The following is a 21,078-nucleotide window of genomic DNA, read 5'->3' on the forward strand; positions in this document are numbered from 1 at the left end:
GTAGAATCGACAAATAGCCCCCTTCGGGGGAACCGCTCCTACCGCCGGAAGGCCGCCGTAGTGTCATCAGCGCCCCCCGCTGCCGCGCCCGACGTCACCAACCCGGACGTAGTCCTCGTTGTCGACTTCGGGGCCCAGTACGCCCAGCTCATCGCCCGTCGCGTCCGTGAGGCGCGGGTCTACAGCGAGATCGTCCCGTCCACCATGCCGGTGGCCGAGATGCTGGCCAAGAACCCGAAGGCGATCATCCTGTCCGGCGGTCCGTCGTCGGTCTACGCCGAGGGCGCCCCGCGTCTCGACCGCGAGATCTTCGAGGCCGGCGTCCCCGTCTTCGGCATGTGCTACGGCTTCCAGCTGATGGCGACCACGCTCGGCGGCACCGTCGACAACACCGGCGCCCGCGAGTACGGCCGTACCCCGCTGCACGTCTCCAAGGCCGGCTCCACCCTCTTCGAGGGCACGCCGACCGAGCAGTCGGTGTGGATGTCGCACGGCGACGCCTGCTCCGCCGCGCCCGAGGGCTTCGCCGTCACCGCGTCCACCGACGTCGTGCCGGTCGCCGCCTTCGAGAACGACGAGAAGAAGCTGTACGGCGTCCAGTACCACCCCGAGGTGCTGCACTCCACGCACGGCCAGCAGATCCTGGAGCACTTCCTCTACCGCGGCGCCGGCATCGAGCCCACCTGGACGACCGGCAACGTCATCGAGGAGCAGGTCGCGGCCATCCGCGCCCAGGTCGGCGACAAGCGCGCCATCTGCGGTCTGTCCGGCGGCGTCGACTCCGCCGTGGCCGCCGCGCTCGTGCAGAAGGCCATCGGCTCGCAGCTCACCTGCGTCTACGTCGACCACGGTCTGATGCGCAAGAACGAGACCGAGCAGGTCGAGAAGGACTTCGTGGCCGCCACCGGCGCCAACCTGAAGGTCGTCGACGCCGAGGAGCGCTTCCTCGCCGCCCTCGCCGGCGTCTCGGACCCGGAGACCAAGCGGAAGATCATCGGCCGCGAGTTCATCCGCGTCTTCGAGCAGGCGCAGCTGGAGATCCTCCAGGAGGAGGGCCCCGAGGTCGCCTTCCTCGTCCAGGGCACCCTGTACCCGGACATCGTCGAGTCCGGCGGCGGCACCGGCACCGCCAACATCAAGTCCCACCACAACGTGGGCGGCCTCCCCGAGGACCTGGAGTTCGAGCTCGTCGAGCCGCTGCGCCAGCTCTTCAAGGACGAGGTCCGCATGGTCGGCCAGGAGCTCGGCCTGCCCGAGGAGATCGTCCAGCGCCAGCCGTTCCCCGGCCCCGGCCTCGGCATCCGCATCGTCGGCGAGGTCACCAAGGAGCGCCTGGACCTGCTGCGCGAGGCCGACGCCATCGCCCGCGAGGAGCTGACCGCCGCCGGTCTCGACCGTGAGATCTGGCAGTGCCCGGTCGTGCTGCTCGCCGACGTGCGCTCCGTCGGTGTCCAGGGCGACGGCCGCACCTACGGTCACCCGATCGTGCTGCGTCCGGTGTCCTCCGAGGACGCCATGACCGCCGACTGGTCGCGGCTGCCGTACGACGTGCTCGCCCGCATCTCGACCCGCATCACCAACGAGGTCGCCGACGTCAACCGCGTCGTCCTCGACGTGACCAGCAAGCCGCCGGGCACCATCGAGTGGGAGTAGTCCCTCCCGTTCGTGAGTGAAGCCGTCGCCCCTGATTCGCACCAGGGGCGGCGGCTTTGCCGTTCCGCCGCTCGGCCGTTCCGAGGCACAGGGCATGTCCGGGTGTTTGTCCGTCCGGACTCTGGTGGGTTGCCCGTCCGGGCACTACCTTCCGGCGCATGACCGAGATACCGGCGTCCGTCCCGGCTCCCGTCCCCGTCGACCGGCTTCAGTTCGCGATGCCGCCCGTCCACGCGACGGCCGCCGAGGAACGGGCCCACCGCAAGCAGCGGCTGGCCGCCGCGCTGCGGATCTTCGGACGGTTCGGTTACGAGGAGGGCGTGTCCGGGCACATCACCGCCCGCGACCCGGAGCACCCCGACTGCTACTGGGTGAACCCCTTCGGCGCCCCCCTCGGCGATCTCTGCGCGAGCGATCTGATCCTGGTCAACGGCGACGGGCAGGTCGTGCACGGCGCCCACCACGTCAACCAGGCCGCCTTCACCGTGCACGCGGCCGTGCACCGGGCCCGGCCCGACGTGGTGGCCGTCGCCCACACCCACTCCCCGCACGGGCGGGCGCTCGCCGCGCTCGGCGAACTGCTCGACCCGATCACCCAGGAGTCCTGCGCCTTCTACCAGGACCACGCCCTGTACGACGCCTACACCGGGGTCACCGTCGACCCCGAGGAGGGGCGGCGGATCGCGGTCGCCCTGGGCTCGCTCAAGGGGATCGTGCTGCGCAACCACGGGCTGCTCACGGTCGGTTCCTCGGTGGACGCGGCGGCCTGGTGGTTCATCGCCATGGAGCGCTGCGCCCAGATCCAGCTGACCGCCCGGGCCGCCGGCAAGCCGGTGCTCATCGACCACCGCGACGCCGTCGCCACCCGCGAGCAGCTCGGCAGCGACCTGGTGGCCTGGATCAACTACCAGCCGCTGTGGCGGCGGATCAGCACCGCCCAGCCCGAACTCCTGTCGTAGAACCCTCCTTTCCGTCAATGTGATGACTCTTCAATCACTCCCGCGCGAAGGGTGCGGAACCCAGCGAACGGGCAGCGGGTGCGGCACAATTCCCAGGAATCAACAGTGAGTTGACCGACCGGGAAGGGGGCGGCGCCGTGGCGGTGCAAGAGGCGAGACAGGACGGGGCATGCCTCGCGGAAGGCGGCCGCTGCCCGCACTGCGAACGCTGCGGACACCGGCGGGCCGTCGCCGCCTTCCTCGCCCGGCGCGACGAACTCGCCACCGGCCACGGGGTGCCCGCCGCCCTCGCCCACTCACCGGTCGCCTCCCGCCAGTGGGTCTCCGACGAACTCGCCCAGTCCGCCCGTACGGTCGCGGCGCACGGCCCCCGAACCGGCCCGGCCCGGTCCGGACGGGTCTACCGCACCACCCTCGCCACCGTGTGGGGCGCCGTCCTCGCCCTGCTCCTCGGACAGGCGCTCACCGCCCTCGGCACCGGCTGGACCGCGCCCCGCAGCGCCGCCCTCGGCGCCGCCACGCTGCTCGCCGCCGCCCTGACCGGCGCCGCCCGGCTGCACCGCGACCGGGGCGGGGTCCTCGCCCCGCTGCTCGGCGAGGACAACCGGCTCTCCACCTCCCGCACCGTCGCCGCCTGCTGGCTCCTCCTCTCCGTCTACGCCCTGCTCCATCTCTCCCTGCTGCTCGCCGCCGGCACCCCCGCCGTGGACCTGGGCCTGCGGCGCGGCGCCGGACTCCTCGCCGTGCTCGCCCTCGTCGGCTGGACCGTGGTGACCTCCCGTCTCGTCGTGTCGCTGCGGGTGGCCGCCCGGCGGCTGCAGAAGGTCCGCGCCGACCGGCCCCGGCCCGCCGACCTGCTGTGCGACGACGACGGCCGGGCCGACCTCGCCGACGTCCAGTACGTCCTGGTCTCCACCGCCGTCCTCGTCGTGGCCACCGTGCGGTTCTGCCGCGCCCCCGGCCGGCTGCCCGAACTCCCCTGGGCCCTGGTCCTCCTGCTCGCCGTCTCCGTGACCTGCTACCTCGCCGGCAAGTGCGCCGAGGGCGGCCGCCCCAAGATCTTCTCGGTGGTCCGCTCCCGCGAGGCGGGTGACCTCGACGCGCCGATCCGTACCGGCGACGACATCGAGATCCGCGGCAGCGGCTTCGTCCCGGCGGGTGCGGGCGCCCCGGAGCCGCTGACCCGCCTTGTCGTCCGCATCGGCCCGGTCCACGCCCATGTCCCGCTGGTCCCCGTCCCCGGCGGCTTCGCCAACCCCACCGACACCGTCCTCACCGTCCCCCTCCCCGCCGACGTGGAACCGGGCCGGGTCGAGGTGTCGGTGGTGACCGCCGCCGGCGTCGAGACCAACCGCGTCGCCATCGACGTCCTCGACTGACGCCCGACGCCGGGCCCGTGCCCACCCCCGTGCCCACCGCGGGGAGACTTCCTCCAGGCTTCCGTGCCCGGGGAATGTCCCCACGGGCCGAATGCGGGGAGAATCGATCCCTGACCACGGGATCGAGGCTCGGAGAGGTGGCCGGCACATGGCGGGACGGACGGACGGAACGAGCGAGGGCCCGGACTCCGGTGACCGGAACGGCGGCTCCGCGCTCCTCACCGGCCTGGTCGGCCCCGGCGGCTGGAAGGCTCTCGCCACCCGCTACGCCCTGGTCCCGCTGCGGATCTTCCTCGGCGTCACCTTCCTCTACGCCGGACTCGACAAGCTGACCGATCCCTCCTTCCTCGCCGACACCGGCCCCGGATCCATCGGCGAGGTCATGCGGGGCGTCCGGGACACCTCCGCCCTGCCCGCCCTCGTCGACCTGGCCCTCAAGAGCCCCGTCGGCTTCGGCTACGCCATCGCCCTCGGCGAACTCGCCGTCGGCATCGGCACCCTCTTCGGACTCTTCGCCCGGGTCGCCGCCCTCGGCGGGGCCTTGATCTCGCTGAGCCTGTGGCTGACCGTCAGCTGGCAGGTGAGCCCGTACTACCTCGGCAACGACCTCGCCTACCTCATGTCCTGGCTGCCGCTGCTGCTCGCCGGCGCCCCGGTGCTGTCGCTCGACGCGCTCCTCGCCGACCGGCGGCGTATCCGGTAGGCGATCCAGGAGGCGAGGGCGGCGAGCCCCAGGCCCCCGCACAGCACCGGGATCATCACGTACCAGGCGACCGACCAGGCGCCCGTCGCGTCGCCCAGGAACAGCGCCGCGAGGGACAGCGCCGCCGCGCCGAGGACCAGCCGCCCGGGGCGGAACTCATGAAGCAGCACGGATGACCTCCACCTGTCCGAGGGCGACTTCCAGAGAGAGGTCGATCGTGCCGCCCGGGACGAGCCCCGGCGGCGGGACGAGCGTCCGGGTCTCGTCCAGATCCGGCGCGATGTCGATGTCCCCGGAGTCACCCGAAGGTCCGGACGGCTCCGACGGCGCGGCCGGCGGCACCGGCGCCGGTATCGCACCCGGCGACACGGACGGGTGTCCGGGGTTCGCCGGGGTCGGCGCGGCGGGCGGGGTGACCGACGGGGCCGGGGCGCGGCCCGGCTGGTCCGGCGGCAGCCGCAGATCGCCCAGGCCCACCTGGGCGCGCAGCGTCACCGTCGCGTTCCGCGGCACGATCACCTTCAGCTTGCCCGCGCCGACCTCCACCCGGGTCGACACCTTCGTCCCCGCCGGGACGGCCAGCCGGGACAGGTCGAGCGTGCCGACGCCGGTGCCCAGCTCGTAGTACGGCTGCACCCCGGCGACCGCCACCGGCCGCCAGGTCTCCCGCGCCCACACGGTGGAGATCTCCTTCGGCAGCGCCGAGGCGACCGCGAGCAGGCCCGCCGTGAGGACCATCAGACACAGCGTGCCGAACCCGGTGCGGCCGAGGAAGCTGCTGACGAGCAGGCCCAGACCGATCACCCCGAGCGCCGCCGCGAGGCCGATCTGCAGGCTGGTGCCCAGCGGATGCGTGTCCCACGACAGGCCCGTGCCGAGCCCGCCGGCCATCAGGGCGAACAGGAACACGAGTCCGCCGATCGACAGCGGCTCGCGTCCCGTCCGCGCGGACGGTACCGGCCGCCCCGGCCTCGCTGGGCCGGACCGACCGCCGGGAGCCGGCACGCTCCCGCCGACCTCGCCGTCCTTGCCGACGACCCCGTGCGGGCCCCACAGATAGCCGACGGCCACCTTGCCGGTCGAACCGTCCTTGACTATGGGGTCCCGCCACCACGACGGGAACTCCACCAGCGGCGGTGCCTTGGTCTCGGGCGGCGCCTCCGCGACCGCGAGCGCCGCGGCCGCCTCGATCCGGCTGCCCTCCTCGGCCGCCGCCGCGACCGCCGGCCGCCGCTGCGACCAGACCGCCGCACCGCTCACCGCGAGCGAGAGGACCAGCGCGAACGCCAGCGTCGCCCCGTTGTGCAGCATCGACAGGAAGATCCCGCAGCCCACCAGAGCCATCAGCACCGCGGACAGCGAGGAACCCGACACCCGGCCGGTGAGCAGCCTGCGCCCCTCGTTGTCCTCCTCGCCCGCGAGCGGGATCAGCAGCCACGCGAAGCCGTAGAAGATCAGTCCTATGCCGCCCGTCACCGCGAGCACGCCCAGCGCGATCCGGAAGATCACCGGGTCCAGGTCGAAGTGCCGGCCGAGACCGCCGCACACGCCGGCCACGACCTTCTGCCCGCGCGACCGCCGCAGCGGCGGGGCGGGCGGGGCGTCCGCCGGCGGCGGAGCCTCGTGGTGCGAAGGCATGGAACTCGTCATGCGTCCATGGTGACCGCCCGTGACCCCGGAGCGGCACCGGGAACGACCCTGCCTTGACCCTGATCTTCCCGGGGCCCCGCACCCCGAGACGGTTCCGGGGTCGATATCCGGGCGGACCCTGATGCCCGAGAACCGCCGAACGTGTGACGATCGGTGCATGTCCGCAACCGCTCGTGTCACCGACCTCGACGAACCGCCCGTGCGCAAGCTCTACCGCAGCGCCGACGGCCGGTGGCTCGGCGGTGTCGCGCGCGGCCTCGCCGGACACCTCGGCCTGCCGGTGATCTGGGTCCGCGCGTTCTTCGTGGCCCTGATGCTCGCCGACGGGCTCGGCGCCCTGCTGTACGCGGTGTTCTGGATCGTCGTCCCGCTCGGCGTCGGCGGCCGCTCCGCGCCCCGCCCGATGTTCGAGACCACCCCCGACGGCCGCAAGCGGCTCCGCAAGCCCGACCGGGGACAGATCTTCGCGCTGATGGCACTGGCGCTCGGCATCAGCATCTTCGTCGGCAACCTCAACGTGGACAAGCAGGCCGGGCGCTACATCTGGCCCTCGCTGCTGATCGGCGTCGGTGTCGTCCTCGTCTGGCGGCAGGCGGACAACGCCCGGCGGGCCAGCTGGCACGACCCCGACCGGCGCCGCCGGGCCTTCCAGCTGGCGCGCGGCCTCGTCGGCGTCGGCCTGGTCGGCACCGGCCTCGCCGTCTTCATGGTGGTCCGCGGCTCCGTCGCCCAGCTCGGCACCGCACTGACCGCGGCCGTCGCCGTCCTCACCGGCATAGCCCTGCTCGCCGGGCCGTGGCTGGTACGCATGTCGCAGGACCTCAGCGAGGAGCGGACGCTGCGCATCCGCGCCCAGGAGCGCGCCGAGGTCGCCGCGCACGTCCACGACTCCGTCCTGCACACCCTCACCCTGATCCAGCGCAACGCCGACGACCCGGGCGAGGTGCGCCGGCTCGCCCGCGCCCAGGAGCGGGAGCTGCGCAACTGGCTGTACCGGCCGGAGGGCACCGGCAAGGACGAGGACGAGGAGCCCTCGACCCTCGCCGAGGCGGTCAAGCGCGCCGCCGCCGAGGTCGAGGACAAGCACGGGGTGCCGCTGGAGGTCGTGGTCGTCGGCGACTGCCCGCTCGACGAGAAACTGGGCGCGCAGATGCAGGCCGCGCGCGAGGCGATGGTCAACGCCGCCAAGTACGGTGGCGAGGGCGGGCCGGTGCAGGTCTACGCGGAGGTGGAGGGCCGGACGGTCTTCGTCTCGGTGCGGGACCGCGGCCCCGGTTTCGACCTGGACGCGGTGCCGGACGACCGGATGGGCGTACGAGAATCGATCATCGGCCGGATGCAGCGCAACGGCGGATCGGCGCGGCTGAGATCCGTGCCGGGCGGGGGCACCGAAGTGGAGCTGGAGATGGAGAGGGCGGACGGATGAGCGACGAGACCGTGACCGGAAGCGAGGCGGCGGCAGGTGCGGGACGCCGGGTGCGGGTCGTGCTCGTCGACGACCACCGCATGTTCCGCACCGGGGTGCAGGCCGAGATCGGCCGCACCGACGTGACGGGCGTCGAGGTGGTCGGCGAGGCCGCCGACGTGGACCAGGCGGTCACCGTGATCACCGCGACCCGCCCCGAGGTCGTCCTGCTCGACGTGCATCTGCCGGGCGGCGGCGGGGTCGAGGTGCTGCGCCGCTGCTCCCCGCTGATGGCGGCGGCCGAGGACCCGGTCCGCTTCCTGGCCCTGTCGGTGTCCGACGCGGCCGAGGACGTCATCGGGGTGATCCGGGGCGGCGCCCGCGGCTATGTCACCAAGACGATCACCGGCACCGACCTGGTCGACTCGATCTTCCGGGTCCAGGAGGGCGACGCCGTGTTCTCGCCGCGCCTGGCGGGCTTCGTCCTCGACGCCTTCGCGTCGACCGACGCCCCACCGGTCGACGAGGACCTCGACCGGCTCACCCAGCGGGAGCGCGAGGTACTGCGGCTGATCGCCCGTGGCTATGCGTACAAGGAGATCGCCAAGCAGCTCTTCATCTCGGTGAAGACGGTCGAGTCCCATGTCTCGGCGGTGCTGCGCAAGCTCCAGCTGTCCAACCGCCACGAGCTGACCCGCTGGGCCACCGCCCGCCGCCTCGTCTGACGGGCCGGGGCGGGATCCGGGTCAGCCCACCCGGGTTGCGCCCGCGAAGGGCATCTCGTCGATCGGGGCGACCCGCACGGGGGCGCCGGGGCGCGGGGCGTGGATCATCTGGCCGCCGCCGATGTAGAGGCCGACATGGCTGATGCCGGAATAGAAGAACACCAGGTCGCCGGGGGCCAGTTCGGAGCGGGAGACCCGGCGGCCGGCGTTGATCTGGGTGTACGTGGTGCGCGGCAGGCTCACCCCGGCGGCCCGCCAGGCGGCCTGGGTGAGCCCCGAACAGTCGTAGGCGGACGGCCCGGTCGCGCCCCACACATAGGGCTTGCCGAGCTGCGCCCGGGCGAAGGAGATGGCCTCCGCGGCGCGGCCGGTCGGTGCGGAGATCGGGCCGCGCACCGTGCCCGCCCGGTCGGCCCGGGCCGTGGCCGGGGCGGCGGAGGCGTTCGCCGCGTCGTGGCTGCCGGCGGCCACGGCCGCCTCGTAGCGGGCCCGCTCCTCGGCGGTGAGCCGGGCGAGCAGGGTCCGGGCGGCGTCCAGCTTGCTCTGGACGGCCGTCTTCTGGCGCCGCAGCTCCGCCTCGTGCGTCCGCAGTTCCTTGAGGCGGCCCTCGGACTGGGCCCGCAGCTGCCGTACGACGGCGAGCTCACGCCGTACCGCGGTGAGGGCGGCGGCCTGCCGGTCCCCGGCCTTCTCGGCGATCGCGGCCCGCTCCAGGTACTGGTCCGGGTCGGAGGTGAGCGCGAGCTGGATCGCCGGGTCGAGCCCGCCGGAGCGGTACTGCGCGGCGGCGACCGCGCCGAGCGCGTCGCGGGAGCGGTTGAGCCGCTCGGTCCGGCGGGCGGCCTCGTCGCGCAGCCGGTCGAAGGCGGCCCGCGCCGTGTCGGCCTGCTCCTTCGCGCCGTTGTACTTCTCGGTGGCGACCTCGGCCTCCTCGTAGAGCCGGTCGACCTGGGCCTTGACCTGCGCCGGAGTGGGGCTGGGCGCTGCGTGCCCGGAACCCTCGAAGAGGGTCGCGCCGGCCGCCGAGACGAGGGCGAGGGTGGCGGCGGTGCGGACGGGACGTCCGCCGAGGGGGGACTGCCGGGGCTTGCGGTGTGCTGCCACGAGGGCGGGTCACATCCTTTCCCTGTGGGGGACGCTGCCCGCCGGGGCCGGCGGCGGCCCGCACAGGGGAACGCGCCGCCGCCGGTTTTCTCGGCGGGGGCGGCCGACAACCGCCGGAGTACAGCGGTGGTGGGGAGCCGGCCACCTGGGGGAGGACGCTAAACCTGGCGCCCGCCGAGGGCCGGGCGGTGACCGCTATTGGCGGCGCTTGGCGTTTAAGGACCGTTCCCGTTCGGTCGCGGTGATGCTCGGGCGGCCCTTACGGCAGGCCCCGACCGAACCGCGGTTCCAGCTGGACCCGCCCGGAGGGCGGTGCTAGGGCCCCGGTTAGGCTCCGCCCCATGGACGTACTCATCAATGTCTTCGTCGCCCTGCACATCATCGGAATCGGCGCGCTGCTCGGCGGATTCCTCACCCAGACGAAGGCGATGGGCGCCGGTACGGCCCGCTTCACCCCGTCGATGCTGCACGGCGCCCTGACCATGCTGATCACGGGCGTCGCCCTCGTCGGCATCCACCAGGCCGAGGGCCACACCGTCAACAACATCAAGATCGGCGTGAAGCTCGCGATCCTGGTGGTCATCCTCGGCCTGGTCTACGTCAAGCGCGACGAGGAGAAGGTCGACAACGCCCTCTTCGGCGCGGTCGGCGGCCTGACCCTGGCGAACATCTTCATCGCCACCCTCTGGGTCTGACCGCCGCAGTCCCGGCCGACCGGCTCCCGCCGTCCCGCTCCCGCCGTCCCGCGTGCGCCCGCCTGTGCGTCAGGCCGGGCGCACGCTGCCGTAGATCGGCATGTAGTAGATCGACTCCTCGCGCACATAGGCGCCCGGCTTCGGGGCGTGGATCATCATCCCGTCGCCGATGTAGATGCCGACATGGCTGATGTCGTCGTAGAAGAAGACCAGGTCGCCGGGGAGCAGATCGGCCGTGGCGACCCGGGTGCCGACGTTCACCTGGTCCCAGGTGGTGCGGGGCAGGTCCACTCCGGCGGCCCGCCAGGCGGCCTGGGTGAGGCCGGAGCAGTCGTACGAGCTGGGGCCGGTCGCACCCCATACGTACGGCTTGCCGATCTGGGCGCGCGCGAAGGCCAGCGCCTCGGCGGCCTTCGCCGCGTACGTCGAGCCGCCGCCGGTCGACGGAGGCGTCGTGGACGTCGGCTCAGGCGTCGGCGTCGGCGTCGGGGTGGGCGTGGGAGTGGCCTCCTTGCGCGCCGCCTCCTCGGCCGCCGCCTTCGCGGCCGCCTCCGCCCTGGCCTTCTCCTCCGCCTTGCGGCGCGCCTCGGCCTCCCGCTTGCGCTCGATCTCCGCGAGCCGCGCCTTCTCCTCGGCGGTCAGCTTCGCGAGCAGCGTGCGCGCCTCGGTGAGCTTGTCCTGCACGGTCTGCTTGGTGCGCCGCAGCTTGTTCTGCGAGGCGGTGAGGGCGGCCAGGCTCCGGGTGGCCTCCTGACGCTCCTTCGCGGCGGCGGCGCGCTGGGACTCGTACGTCCGGACCGCCTCGCGCTGCCGCTGCGACAGCCGGTCCATCAGGTGCGTCTGGTCGAAGTAGTCCTGCGGGCTGTCCGCGAAGATCAGGGTGGCGGTCGGGCCGACCGCCCCGGCCCGGTACTGGGCCGCCGCGTACGAGCCGAGGGCCCGGCGCGAGGTGTTGATCTCGTCGGTGCGGCGGGCCACGTCGTCGAGGACCTCGGCCAGCTCGCGCCGCTGCCGGTCGGTGGCCTCCTTGGCCCGGTCGTACTCCTGGGTGGCCACGCCGGCCTCCCGGTACAGCCGGTCGACCTTCTGCTTGATCTCCTCGACCGTGGGCTTGGCCGCGGGCGTGGGCGCGGCCGGGGCGGCCTGCGCGCTCTGGCCGGACAGCAGGGTCACCGAGGCGAGCGCGGCCGTCGTGACGCCGATGGCGGGGGACTGGGGACGAGTGCTGCGCGGCTTGCGATGGGTCGCCAAGGCCGGCATCTCCTTCCGTGGACGCCGGCACGCGAGGCCCGAGTGGCGTGGGGGTGGGCCGGGTACGGCGTGGGTCGGCGTGGGCCGCCCGCTCGGCGCGGTTCGCCGACGGTGGAGTGCGGTAGGGGACGGGCTGCTTGGGCGAGCACGCTAGCGAGCCCCGGGACGGGTGGGAAGCCCGGTGTGCCATATGTCCGATACATTTTCGTGACCTGAACCGGACCGTCGCCCTCCGTGAGTCCGCGGTCACGTTCGCGGCCCTTCCGTGGCCCCTTCCGTGGCCCCTTCCGGGGTCCCGCCCGCGGCCGTCCCGCGGCCCCGCCCGCGGCCCCACCCCGGTCACTTCGCGGGACGGGGACCGGCTGTCGGTCCGGCGCCCTAGACTCGATAGGCGATGAGCAACAGCCTCTTTGACGACAGCTTCCTGGCGAGCCTCCAGAGCCATGCCCCGGAGGAGCCCCCGCACCCCACCGACGACGAGGACCACGGCGCCCCGCCCGGTGAGGAGGTCCCGCACGACCTCTTCGGGGAGCACTTCGACGCGCCCCCGGCCGGCCGGGACGCGTACTACCGCGACGGCGCGCACCGCCCCGTCGTGGACGCCGACGCGCTCCTGGAAGGGCTCAACGAGCAGCAGCGCGCCGCCGTCGTCCACACCGGCTCCCCCCTGCTCATCGTCGCGGGCGCGGGCTCCGGCAAGACCCGGGTGCTCACCCACCGCATCGCGCACCTCCTGGCCACCCGGCACGTCCACCCCGGCCAGATACTCGCCATCACCTTCACCAACAAGGCCGCCGGCGAGATGAAGGAGCGCGTCGAGCACCTCGTCGGCCCGCGCGCCAACGCCATGTGGGTCTCCACCTTCCACAGCGCGTGCGTGCGCATCCTGCGCCGCGAGTCGAAGAGACTGGGCTTCACGTCCTCCTTCTCGATCTACGACGCGGCCGACTCCAAGCGCCTGATGTCGCTGGTCTGCCGCGACCTGGACCTCGACCCGAAGAAGTTCCCGTCGAAGTCCTTCAGCGCCAAGATCTCCAACCTCAAGAACGAGCTGATCGACGAGGAGACCTTCGCCGACCAGGCCGCCGACGGGTTCGAGAAGACGCTCGCCGAGGCCTACCGGATGTACCAGGCGCGGCTGCACGAGGCCAACGCGCTGGACTTCGACGACATCATCATGACGACGGTCCACCTGCTCCAGGCGTTTCCGGACGTCGCCGAGCACTACCGCCGCCGCTTCCGGCACGTCCTCGTCGACGAGTACCAGGACACCAACCACGCCCAGTACATGCTCGTGCGCGAGCTCGTCGGCACCGGCTACGAGGACCTCGGCCCCGCCGAGCTGTGCGTCGTCGGCGACGCCGACCAGTCGATCTACGCCTTCCGCGGCGCGACCATCCGCAACATCCTCCAGTTCGAGGAGGACTACCCGGACGCGACCACGATCCTCCTGGAGCAGAACTACCGCTCGACGCAGACGATCCTGTCCGCCGCCAACGCCGTCATCGAGCGCAACGAGTCCCGCCGCCCCAAGAACCTCTGGACCAACGCGGGCGCCGGTTCGCAGATCACCGGCTATGTCGCCGACACCGAGCACGACGAGGCGCAGTTCGTCGCCGACGAGATCGACCGTCTCACGGACGCGGGCGACGCCAAGGCCGGCGACGTCGCCGTCTTCTACCGCACCAACGCCCAGTCCCGTGTCTTCGAAGAGATCTTCATCCGCGTCGGCCTGCCCTACAAGGTCGTCGGCGGCGTGCGCTTCTACGAGCGCAAGGAGGTCCGCGACGTCCTCGCCTACCTGCGCGTCCTCGCCAACCCCGAGGACAACGTGCCGCTGCGCCGCATCCTCAACGTGCCCAAGCGCGGCATCGGCGAGCGCGCCGAGGCGATGATCGACGCCCTCGCGCTGCGCGAGAGGATCACCTTCCCGCAGGCCCTGCGGCGGGTCGACGAGGCGTACGGCATGGCGGCCCGCTCCGCCAACGCCGTCAAGCGCTTCAACACCCTCATGGAGGAGCTGCGCACGATCGTCGACTCCGGCGCCGGACCCGCCGTGGTCCTGGAGGCCGTGCTCGAACGCACCGGCTATCTCGCCGAGCTGCAGGCCTCCACCGACCCGCAGGACGAGACCCGCATCGAGAACCTCCAGGAACTCGCCGCCGTGGCCCTGGAGTTCGAGCAGGAGCGCGGTGAGGAGGGCGGCTCGCTCGCCGAGTTCCTGGAGCAGGTCGCGCTCGTCGCCGACTCCGACCAGATCCCCGACGAGGACGAGGAGGGCGCGGGCGTCATCACCCTGATGACCCTGCACACCGCCAAGGGCCTCGAATTCCCGGTGGTCTTCCTCACCGGCATGGAGGACGGCGTCTTCCCGCACATGCGCGCGCTCGGCCAGACGAAGGAGCTGGAGGAGGAGCGCCGCCTGGCGTACGTGGGCATCACCCGCGCCCGCGAGCGGCTCTACCTGACCCGCTCCGCCATGCGCAGCGCCTGGGGCCAGCCCTCGTACAACCCGGCCTCGCGCTTCCTGGAGGAGATCCCGCCCGCGTATCTGGAGTGGAAGCGGACCGGACCGATGGCCAAGCCCGCCGGGCCGACCTCCGGGATCACGTCCTCACTGTCCTCCTCGCGCGCCCGCTCCGGCCCGTCCGGCTTCGCCACGCGGCGTACGTCCGACAAGCCGGTGATCTCGCTCCAGATCGGCGACCGGGTCACCCACGACCAGTTCGGCCTCGGCACGGTCATGGCCGTGCAGGGCGCGGGCTCCGACGCGCAGGCGACCATCGACTTCGGCGACGAGAAGCCGAAGCGCCTGCTGCTGCGGTACGCGCCGGTCGAGAAGCTGTAGCGGTTCCCCTGGTACGGCGAAGGGGCCCCGGCCGGTGATCGGTCGGGGCCCCTTCGCCGTGACAGAGGTGCTCAGCTGGTGGGGTCGAGACCGTGCCGGAGCAGCCAGGGCAGCGGGTCGATCGGGGAGCCGCCGGCCGGCCGGACCTCGAAGTGGAGGTGCGGGCCGGTGGAGTTGCCGGAGTTGCCGGAGTACGCGATGACGTCGCCGGCCTTGACCGAACCCGAGCGGATCTTGGTGCTGCTGAGGTGGCAGTACCAGGTCTCGGTGCCGTCGGGGGCGGTCACGATCGCCATGTTGCCGTAGGCGCTGTTCCACTGGGTGCGCACGGTGCCGTCGGTCGCGGCCATCACGGGCGTGCCGTACTGGACCGGGAAGTCGATACCGGTGTGCAGGGACATCCAGTTGACGCCGGACTGGCCGTAACGCGCGCTGAGCTGGTGCAGCTTCACCGGCAGCAGGAACTTGGGACGCATCGCCTCGCGGCGGGCGGCCTCCTCCTCGCGCTTCTTCTTCTCCGCCGCCTGGCGCTGCTTCAGGTCGATGCGCTCCTGCGTGCGGCTGGCGCGGTCGCCGAAGTCGCGGGCGTCGGCGCTGAGCGCGGCGAGCTGGGTGTCCAGCTTGCTGTTGGCGGCGACCGCCTTCACCGAGGCCGGGTCGGCGGCCGCCATGGTGGTCGCGCCGTCCTTCGCGTCCGTGCCGGTGTCGGTCAGGCCGCTCACCGAGGCGGCGGCGATGCCGGCGACGCCCATCACGCAGGCGGACGGGACGGCGACCGTGAGGAGCGCGGAGCGCTTGGCGGGTGTACGGCGCCGGCCGCGGCCCCCGCCACCGGCGCGGCGCACCGGGCGGGCCGGGAGCTCGGCGCCGGAACGGCCCCCGGCGGCGAGCTCGGCGGCGTCGATCTCCAGGGCGACCATGGTCTCGGCGTCGTGGAAGGCGTCGGGCGCAGTGTCCGGCTCGTCGTGTCCGAGCTCGGCCTCGTGCCCGAGCCCGTACTCGTCGCCGTACTCGTGCGCGGTGTCGGCGACGCCCTCGGCGGTGTCGTTGGCGTAGTCGTAGCCGTAGCCGGTGTTCGCCTCGGCGCCGTACGTGTCGGCGGAACCCTCGAAGGAGTACTCGGGGGCCGTGTACTCGGGGGAGGCGTACCCGGTCGCGGCGTACTCGGCCGAGGGAAATTCGGTTGCGGAGTATTCCGTGCCGTGGTCCGGTGTGTACTGCTGGGGGACGACCGGCTCGGCCGCGGCCTGGTTCCAGGCGGTGGCGTCGTAGGCGCCCGTCTCGTAGCCCGGCGTCGTCCACTGGCCGGTGGTGTCGTACGAGGCGAAGGCGGCGGCCTCGTACTGTCCCGTCTGCTGCGCCTCGGTCCAGGCGGAGGCGTCCCACTGGCCGGTGGTGGTGTACGAGCCGTAGGCGCTGGTGTCCCACTGGCCGCTCTGGTCGGCGTAGCCGGCCGTGTAGCCGTGCTGTGCGGCTTCCGCGGGCTGCGCCGCGTACTCGCCGTAACCGCTCTGACCCGTGTCGTAACCGTATGCGTAGCTGTACTCGGTGCCCGTGGCGCCGGTGCCGAACAGTGGGTCGACGGCGAAGCTGCCTGTGGTGTGGGTGGCGTCCGTGACGTACCCGGCGTGGGGGTGCTGGTCGTTCACCAACTTCTCTCTCGCCTCGGCAGCAGGGGGTCATGCAGGGGGTCAAGCAGTGGCGTGACTGTACCCGGCGGTATGCACGCCGGACAATCTTCGAGGTGTTTCGAGCCGCGGGGAAAGGGGCAATCGGCCTTCTTTCGGTGGGTAGCGGGGACAGCTTTGGCTCTGTGTTCGAAGAACGTTCGAAGAACGGGAGGGGGATGGACGGGGAACGGGCGGGACCGGGGGGTCTTCCGGCGGGTCGTCAGGCCACCGAGGACGTGCCCGCCGGGCCGTCCTGCGCCCCGGCGGCGCGCCCGCCGCCGCCCAGGGCGCGCAGGATCCCGGTCGCGACCGTGGGATGCACCGGCAGCGCCAGGTGCCCGATGCCACTGACCCGTACGTTGTGCACGAGCAGGTCAGGGTGGTCGAGCCGGGCCGTCTCCACCGGCACCATCACCTGGTCGAGGTCGCTCCAGAAGCTGACGTGACGGGTGCGGCAGCCCGGCGCCGGGCCCGCGAGCTCACGCAGCACCTCGGAACCCGGCCGCATCTGGCGCACCAGCGGGTGCGCGTCCGCCACGGCCAGCGGCGCGAAGACGGTGCCGGAGTGCGGCGTGCCGAGCATGACGAGGGTGCGCACCCGGGCGGCACCGCCCAGGCGCTGTACGTAATAACGGGCGATCAGCCCGCCCAGGCTGTGGCCCACCAGATCGACCTCGGTGTGCCCGGTGCGGTCGAGCAGCTCCGACACCCGGCGGTCGAGCAGCTCGGCGGCGGAGCGCAGATCGCAGGTGAGCGGGGAGTAGTTGAGCGAGGCGACGCAGTCGTGGCCGTGCCGGGCCAGGGCGCGGCGCAGCAGGACGAAGACCGAGCGGTTGTCGACGAAGCCGTGCAGCAGCACCACCGGGCGGGAGGCCGTGCCCCCGTCGTGGCCGACCCGTCCGTCGGCGTCCTTGCCCGCGGGGAGAACGGCTCCTTTCGGGCGTTCGCCGACGAGCCCCGAGGGGTAGAGGACCAGGTGTCCCGTGAGGACGGCGAGCTCCAGGGCGGTCGCCTTCAGCCGGTCGAGCCGGTTGGCACCGGCGGTCCGGTCGGTGTGGTCGATCCGGTCGCTGTGGTCGATCCGGCCGGTGCGGTCGGCGAACGCGGTGGGGAAGTGCTCCATCGCCGGCCTCCGTCCGGTACGGCGGTCCGCCGCACCTCCGTGCCGTGCGGCTGGCGGCGCGGGTGTACGGCGACCCCGTGGCGGCTCCTGAAGGGAGCGCTCCATGTCCCACGTGTGATTTCCCCCTCGCTGTCCACCGCGAAACGGGCGCGTGCGGGATGCTGGCGATAACGTTCGTTCACCTCCCCGGCAAAGAAGCGCGGGGGTCGCATGTGGAGGCAGTGATGGGTGTGACCGGTCCGATCCGCGTGGTGGTCGCCAAGCCGGGTCTCGACGGCCACGATCGCGGGGCCAAGGTGATCGCGCGGGCGCTGCGCGACGCCGGTATGGAGGTCATCTACACCGGCCTTCACCAGACGCCCGAGCAGATCGTCGACACCGCCATCCAGGAGGACGCCGACGCGATCGGCCTCTCCATCCTCTCCGGCGCGCACAACACGCTCTTCGTGAAGGTCCTGGAGCTGCTGAAGGAGCGCGACGCGGAGGACATCAAGGTCTTCGGCGGCGGCATCATCCCGGAGGCCGACATCGCCCCGCTCAAGGAGAAGGGCGTGGCCGCGATCTTCACCCCCGGTGCGACCACCGCGTCCATCGTGGACTGGGTGAACGCCAACGTGCGCGTGGCGGCCTGACGCCTCACCTCCCCCGGAGTCCGGGGGCGTCGCCGGGAGCCACGGGAGTGACGGGAGCGACGGAGGCACCGGGAGCGCAGGGAACGGCTGATTCCGGCCCCTGGGGCTCCCGCTTCCGGGGCTCCCGCAGCTCGGCGTGCATCGCCGCCCGGAGCTCCAGCGTCGACACCAGGCGCTGGAAGGCCTCCGACCAGTAGCCGGCGGCGCCGGGGGAGGCGTCCTCCGGTTCGGCCGCCATGGTGGTCAGCGCCGCCAGCTGCGGCGCCGTGTCCGGTGACAGACAGCGCTCGGCGAGCCCCATCACCCCGCTGAAGCTCCACGGGTAGCTGCCGGCGTCCCGGGCGATGTCCAGGGCGTCCACGACGGCCCGGCCCAGCGGCTCCGCCCACGGCACCGCGCACACCCCGAGCAGCTGGAAGGCCTCCGACAGGCCGTGCGCCGCGATGAACGAGGCCACCCAGCCGGCCCGCTCCGCCGGCCCCAGCGTCGCGAGCAGCTGCGCCCGTTCCGCCAGCGAGGACGTGCCCGGCCCGCCGGCCTGCGGGGCCGCCGGGGCACCGAGCAGGGCCCGCGACCAGTCCGCGTCCCGCTGCCGTACGGCCGCCCGGCACCAGGCCGCGTGCAGCTCGGCCTGCCAGTCGTCCGCGACCGGCAGCGCCACGATCTCCGCAGGCCCGCGCCCGCCGAACCGGGCCGCCCAGCAGTCCAGCGGCGCCGCCTCCACCAGCTGGCCCAGCCACCACGACCGCTCGCCGCGTCCGGCCGGCGGCGTCGGCACCACCCCGTCGTGCCGCATTCCCGCGTCGCACTCGTGCGGCGCCTCCACGACGATCGTCTCCGCGCCCCGCGTACGGTCCAGGGACACGCAGGAGGCCGCGCGCCCCGCCATCCGGGCGGCGAGCGCGGACGCGGGCAGCGCCGAGAGCAGCTCGGCGGCCGTCGCCCGTACGTTGCGGCTGCGGTCGGACAGGGCCGCCTCCAGGAACTCCTCGTCCGCCGGTCCGAGCCCCGCCCGCAGCGAGTCCAGGAACATCAGCCGGTCCTCGGCCCGCTCCGTGCCCCACGTCGAAGCGAGCAGCTCCCGGCCGCGCGCCGGGTCCTCGGCCCGTACGGCTCCGAGCAGCGCGACCCGCTCCGCGAACAGGCCCTCCTCCCACAGCGCCAGGACCGCGTCCGGATCGGCCGGATCGGGCAGCGAGCCCGCACCGCCGCCCGCCGCGCCGCGCAGCGCGAACTTCCACTCCGGGTTGAGCCGGGCCAGCCACAGCCCCCGCGGCCCCGCGAAAGCCAGCGCCTGGGGCCGCAGATCGGTCCGGGCGCGGGCCGCGTCGAGCAGTGCGGGCAGCGCGGCGGACGGCGCGCGATAGCCCCGCTCGTTGGCGGCCGCCAGCCACTGCGGCAACAGCTCCGTCAGATCCGGTGCCGCCCCGCGCCGCCCCCCGGACGGCGCGGGCGCGGCCCGGCCCGCCAGCAACTGACCAAGGCGCCGCCGCGCCGCCACCGGCGGCTCCGCCCGGCCGTCCTCGGGCGCCGGCTCCAACGCCGCCGCGGCCGCCCCCGGCCGCAGCCCCGCCCGCCGCCGCACGGTGTGCACGGCGGCGGCATCGAGCAGCGCCGCGGGCGCCGCGTCCCTGCCGCTGCGCGCGAGCGGCTTCCGGTCGGTGCCCAGCAGCGCCGACGTGACGAGGTCTTCCCAGGCGTCCATGAACTCCTCCAGAGGGGGGCGATGCTGTTCGGTCGGGGTCGGGGTCGGGGTCGAGAGAGCTGTGCCGGGTGCGGGGGCTGCTCGGCCGAAGGCCGTGGGAGGACGGAGCCGAGGAGGGCCCGGGCGGCGGGCGCTGCGGGCCGTGCGGGCCGCTGAGCCGTCGGACACCCCCCTACACCAGCGGCACGGTCTCGCCCGGCGCCTCCGGCGACCAGGCCGCCAAGGGCGTGAAGCCCTGGTGGCCGACCTCGCCGAACACGCTGACCGGGGCGCCGCCCGACAGGGCGATCAGCCGCCACAGGCCGGGGTGCTGCTGGGCGGACCGGGTCAGGGGTATCGCCTCGCGGTGCAGGGGCCCCGGGTCCGTGTCGGCGAGCTGCCAGCCGTACTCCGCGTGGGCCGGGACCACGTGGGCCAGGGTGACCGGCCAGGCGTCGAGCCAGGGGTCCTCGGTCAGGGCGCGGCCGTAGGCGTCGAGGGCGGCGCCCACCGGGGTGCCCTGGGGCGGCGGGCCGGCGGGGGCGGGCGGGGCGAACTGCTCCACCAGCTCGGCGCGCAGGCCGCCGCCGGAGGTGTACGGGCGCAGCTCCGCGTCCAGGACGGCGCCCACGGGCAGGGCCAGTTGGGGTGCCCGGCCCGCGGCGCCGAAGGAGAGGAGCAGGGCCGTACGTCCGCTGCCGCGGCCATGCAGCCAGATACGACGGGTCGTCAGGCGGCTGTCCGCCGTGTCGTACTGGGCGAGCACCAGCCAGTGGTCCCGCAGCGCCGGGCCCTCCGGTGGCGCCGAGAGGCCGACCCGGCTGCGTACGGTCGCGGCCAGCGGGTCCGGCAGCCGGTCCGCCGAAAGCCACGCGCGGTCCAGGAGATGGGTCAGTGCGCACTCCTCCAGGAGCCGTACCGGCCAGCCCGGGCCCGAGCCCGGTATGGCCCCCAACTCCCGGACCCGGCCCGCGAGTCCCGGCGCCTGCGCGTCGACCATGCGGGCCGCCGTCTCCTCCCACAGCCCGTACCCCGCCTGCTCCGCCGCCGCGAGCCCGCCGCGCAGCAGATCCGCGAGCCGCTGCTCCAACTCCTGGGCGCCCGCGGTGATCCGGGCCGCCCGGCGCTCGGCCCGGCGGCGCGCGGCCTCCGGGTCGGCGGGCCCGGCGTCCGCCGCGGTCCGTGCCGCCTCGGCCCGCGCGCGCCGGCCCGCGAGCCAGGTCCCGGCCCAGTCCGGCGCCTCGCCGGCCGTCGGCACCGCCGTACCGTCCGGGTCGCCGGCCCACAGCAGCAGCAGTCCCAGCGCGTGCTTGCACGGGAACTTCCGGCTCGGGCAACTGCATGTATACGCCGGGCCCGTGGTGTCCACCACCGTGCGGTACGGCGTCCGCCCGCTGCCCTTGCACGCACCCCAGACGGCCCGGCCGTCGCAGCCCGCACCGGACCACGGGCCGGGCGCACCCAGCTTGCTTCCCGCTCTGCGCGACGCGTCGTCAGGAGCCAGTGCCAGCACCTGGTCCGCCGTCCAGCGCACCCCCTGCTCAGTCATGCGAACGACCGTACGGGCCGCCACTGACAAACCCTCCTCTCACGCCTT

17 protein-coding genes are annotated in these 21,078 nt (G+C 73.5%); 9 read left to right on the plus strand and 8 right to left on the minus strand.

The window, feature by feature from the left end:
* Positions 1-60 precede the first annotated feature (60 nt).
* The 4 genes from guaA to AB0C73_RS02960 all read left to right on the plus strand — a co-directional run bounded on the left by guaA (position 61) and on the right by AB0C73_RS02960 (position 4,694).
* Positions 61-1,653 carry a glutamine-hydrolyzing GMP synthase gene (gene guaA, locus AB0C73_RS02945; RefSeq protein WP_362523775.1) on the plus strand — a complete coding sequence of 531 codons (1,593 nt, stop codon included), beginning with the start codon at positions 61-63 and terminating at the stop codon, positions 1,651-1,653.
* Between the two features lie 158 nt (positions 1,654-1,811).
* Positions 1,812-2,612 carry a class II aldolase/adducin family protein gene (locus AB0C73_RS02950; protein ID WP_362523777.1) on the plus strand — a complete coding sequence of 267 codons (801 nt, stop codon included), beginning with the start codon at positions 1,812-1,814 and terminating at the stop codon, positions 2,610-2,612.
* A 137-nt stretch (positions 2,613-2,749) separates the two neighbouring features.
* Positions 2,750-3,991 carry a hypothetical protein gene (locus tag AB0C73_RS02955; RefSeq protein WP_362523779.1) on the plus strand — a complete coding sequence of 414 codons (1,242 nt, stop codon included), beginning with the start codon at positions 2,750-2,752 and terminating at the stop codon, positions 3,989-3,991.
* A 148-nt stretch (positions 3,992-4,139) separates the two neighbouring features.
* Positions 4,140-4,694 (plus strand): DoxX family protein, encoded by a 555-nt coding sequence (locus AB0C73_RS02960; RefSeq protein WP_362523781.1) that lies wholly within the window; start codon positions 4,140-4,142, stop codon positions 4,692-4,694.
* Here the strand turns inward: AB0C73_RS02960 and AB0C73_RS02965 are convergent.
* Both AB0C73_RS02965 and AB0C73_RS02970 read right to left on the minus strand, forming a co-directional pair.
* Positions 4,604-4,864: a hypothetical protein gene (locus AB0C73_RS02965; RefSeq protein WP_362523782.1), complete on the minus strand. Its 261-nt coding sequence runs from the start codon at positions 4,862-4,864 to the stop codon at positions 4,604-4,606. The two genes, AB0C73_RS02960 and AB0C73_RS02965, sit on opposite strands and share 91 nt — an antisense overlap.
* On the minus strand, positions 4,851-6,332 hold the full coding sequence (locus tag AB0C73_RS02970; RefSeq protein ID WP_362523885.1) for a PspC domain-containing protein: 1,482 nt from the start codon (positions 6,330-6,332) through the stop codon (positions 4,851-4,853). Before AB0C73_RS02970 ends, AB0C73_RS02965 begins: the two co-directional genes overlap by 14 nt.
* A gap of 169 nt (positions 6,333-6,501) precedes the next feature.
* On the opposite strand from AB0C73_RS02970, the gene AB0C73_RS02975 reads away from it, so the two are divergent.
* Together AB0C73_RS02975 and AB0C73_RS02980 are read left to right on the plus strand one after the other, a co-directional pair.
* Positions 6,502-7,770 (plus strand): PspC domain-containing protein, encoded by a 1,269-nt coding sequence (locus AB0C73_RS02975; protein WP_362523784.1) that lies wholly within the window; start codon positions 6,502-6,504, stop codon positions 7,768-7,770.
* Positions 7,767-8,474 carry a response regulator transcription factor gene (locus tag AB0C73_RS02980; protein ID WP_362523785.1) on the plus strand — a complete coding sequence of 236 codons (708 nt, stop codon included), beginning with the start codon at positions 7,767-7,769 and terminating at the stop codon, positions 8,472-8,474. Before AB0C73_RS02975 ends, AB0C73_RS02980 begins: the two co-directional genes overlap by 4 nt.
* A gap of 21 nt (positions 8,475-8,495) precedes the next feature.
* Here the strand turns inward: AB0C73_RS02980 and AB0C73_RS02985 are convergent, their stop codons facing one another.
* Positions 8,496-9,578 carry an NlpC/P60 family protein gene (locus AB0C73_RS02985; RefSeq protein ID WP_362523787.1) on the minus strand — a complete coding sequence of 361 codons (1,083 nt, stop codon included), beginning with the start codon at positions 9,576-9,578 and terminating at the stop codon, positions 8,496-8,498.
* A gap of 341 nt (positions 9,579-9,919) precedes the next feature.
* Between AB0C73_RS02985 and AB0C73_RS02990 the strand changes: the two genes are divergently transcribed.
* A complete protein-coding gene (locus tag AB0C73_RS02990; RefSeq protein ID WP_362523789.1) occupies positions 9,920-10,273 on the plus strand; it encodes a hypothetical protein in 354 nt (117 codons plus the stop codon).
* Between the two features lie 69 nt (positions 10,274-10,342).
* On the opposite strand, the gene AB0C73_RS02995 is transcribed toward AB0C73_RS02990, so the two are convergent.
* Complete coding sequence (locus AB0C73_RS02995) at positions 10,343-11,533, minus strand: NlpC/P60 family protein (protein ID WP_362523791.1); 1,191 nt, start codon at positions 11,531-11,533, stop codon at positions 10,343-10,345.
* A gap of 385 nt (positions 11,534-11,918) precedes the next feature.
* On the opposite strand from AB0C73_RS02995, the gene pcrA reads away from it, so the two are divergent.
* Positions 11,919-14,372, plus strand: a complete 2,454-nt coding sequence (gene pcrA / locus AB0C73_RS03000; RefSeq protein WP_362523793.1) for a DNA helicase PcrA — start codon at positions 11,919-11,921, stop codon at positions 14,370-14,372.
* A 71-nt stretch (positions 14,373-14,443) separates the two neighbouring features.
* On the opposite strand, the gene AB0C73_RS03005 is transcribed toward pcrA, so the two are convergent.
* Both AB0C73_RS03005 and AB0C73_RS03010 read right to left on the minus strand, forming a co-directional pair.
* On the minus strand, positions 14,444-16,021 hold the full coding sequence (locus AB0C73_RS03005; RefSeq protein ID WP_362523795.1) for a peptidoglycan DD-metalloendopeptidase family protein: 1,578 nt from the start codon (positions 16,019-16,021) through the stop codon (positions 14,444-14,446).
* Between the two features lie 241 nt (positions 16,022-16,262).
* On the minus strand, positions 16,263-17,165 hold the full coding sequence (locus AB0C73_RS03010) for an alpha/beta fold hydrolase (RefSeq protein WP_362523796.1): 903 nt from the start codon (positions 17,163-17,165) through the stop codon (positions 16,263-16,265).
* Between the two features lie 224 nt (positions 17,166-17,389).
* On the opposite strand from AB0C73_RS03010, the gene AB0C73_RS03015 reads away from it, so the two are divergent.
* On the plus strand, positions 17,390-17,797 hold the full coding sequence (locus AB0C73_RS03015; protein ID WP_362523798.1) for a cobalamin B12-binding domain-containing protein: 408 nt from the start codon (positions 17,390-17,392) through the stop codon (positions 17,795-17,797).
* A 4-nt stretch (positions 17,798-17,801) separates the two neighbouring features.
* Here the strand turns inward: AB0C73_RS03015 and AB0C73_RS03020 are convergent, their stop codons facing one another.
* Complete coding sequence (locus AB0C73_RS03020; protein ID WP_362523800.1) at positions 17,802-19,502, minus strand: DUF5691 domain-containing protein; 1,701 nt, start codon at positions 19,500-19,502, stop codon at positions 17,802-17,804.
* Positions 19,503-19,674: 172 nt separating this feature from the next.
* Positions 19,675-21,030, minus strand: a complete 1,356-nt coding sequence (locus AB0C73_RS03025; RefSeq protein WP_362523802.1) for an SWIM zinc finger family protein — start codon at positions 21,028-21,030, stop codon at positions 19,675-19,677.
* Between the last annotated feature and the right edge of the window lie 48 nt (positions 21,031-21,078).

Origin of the sequence: Streptomyces sp. NPDC048623, from assembly GCF_040650755.1 — a bacterium.
Lineage (GTDB): Bacteria > Actinomycetota > Actinomycetes > Streptomycetales > Streptomycetaceae > Streptomyces.

Excerpts from the sequence above, each read along its gene's own strand:
- AB0C73_RS02950 (WP_362523777.1), top strand. The coding sequence starts at position 1,812 with ATGACCGAGATACCGGCGTCCGTCCCGGCTCCCGTCCCCGTCGACCGG.
- AB0C73_RS02960 (WP_362523781.1), top strand. The coding sequence starts at position 4,140 with ATGGCGGGACGGACGGACGGAACGAGCGAGGGCCCGGACTCCGGTGAC.
- AB0C73_RS02970 (WP_362523885.1), bottom strand. The coding sequence starts at position 6,332 with ATGCCTTCGCACCACGAGGCTCCGCCGCCGGCGGACGCCCCGCCCGCC.
- AB0C73_RS02975 (WP_362523784.1), top strand. The coding sequence starts at position 6,502 with ATGTCCGCAACCGCTCGTGTCACCGACCTCGACGAACCGCCCGTGCGC.
- AB0C73_RS02980 (WP_362523785.1), top strand. The coding sequence starts at position 7,767 with ATGAGCGACGAGACCGTGACCGGAAGCGAGGCGGCGGCAGGTGCGGGA.
- AB0C73_RS02990 (WP_362523789.1), top strand. The coding sequence starts at position 9,920 with ATGGACGTACTCATCAATGTCTTCGTCGCCCTGCACATCATCGGAATC.
- AB0C73_RS02995 (WP_362523791.1), bottom strand. The coding sequence starts at position 11,533 with ATGCCGGCCTTGGCGACCCATCGCAAGCCGCGCAGCACTCGTCCCCAG.
- pcrA (WP_362523793.1), top strand. The coding sequence starts at position 11,919 with ATGAGCAACAGCCTCTTTGACGACAGCTTCCTGGCGAGCCTCCAGAGC.
- AB0C73_RS03010 (WP_362523796.1), bottom strand. The coding sequence starts at position 17,165 with ATGGAGCACTTCCCCACCGCGTTCGCCGACCGCACCGGCCGGATCGAC.
- AB0C73_RS03015 (WP_362523798.1), top strand. The coding sequence starts at position 17,390 with ATGGGTGTGACCGGTCCGATCCGCGTGGTGGTCGCCAAGCCGGGTCTC.
- AB0C73_RS03020 (WP_362523800.1), bottom strand. The coding sequence starts at position 19,502 with ATGGACGCCTGGGAAGACCTCGTCACGTCGGCGCTGCTGGGCACCGAC.
- AB0C73_RS03025 (WP_362523802.1), bottom strand. The coding sequence starts at position 21,030 with ATGACTGAGCAGGGGGTGCGCTGGACGGCGGACCAGGTGCTGGCACTG.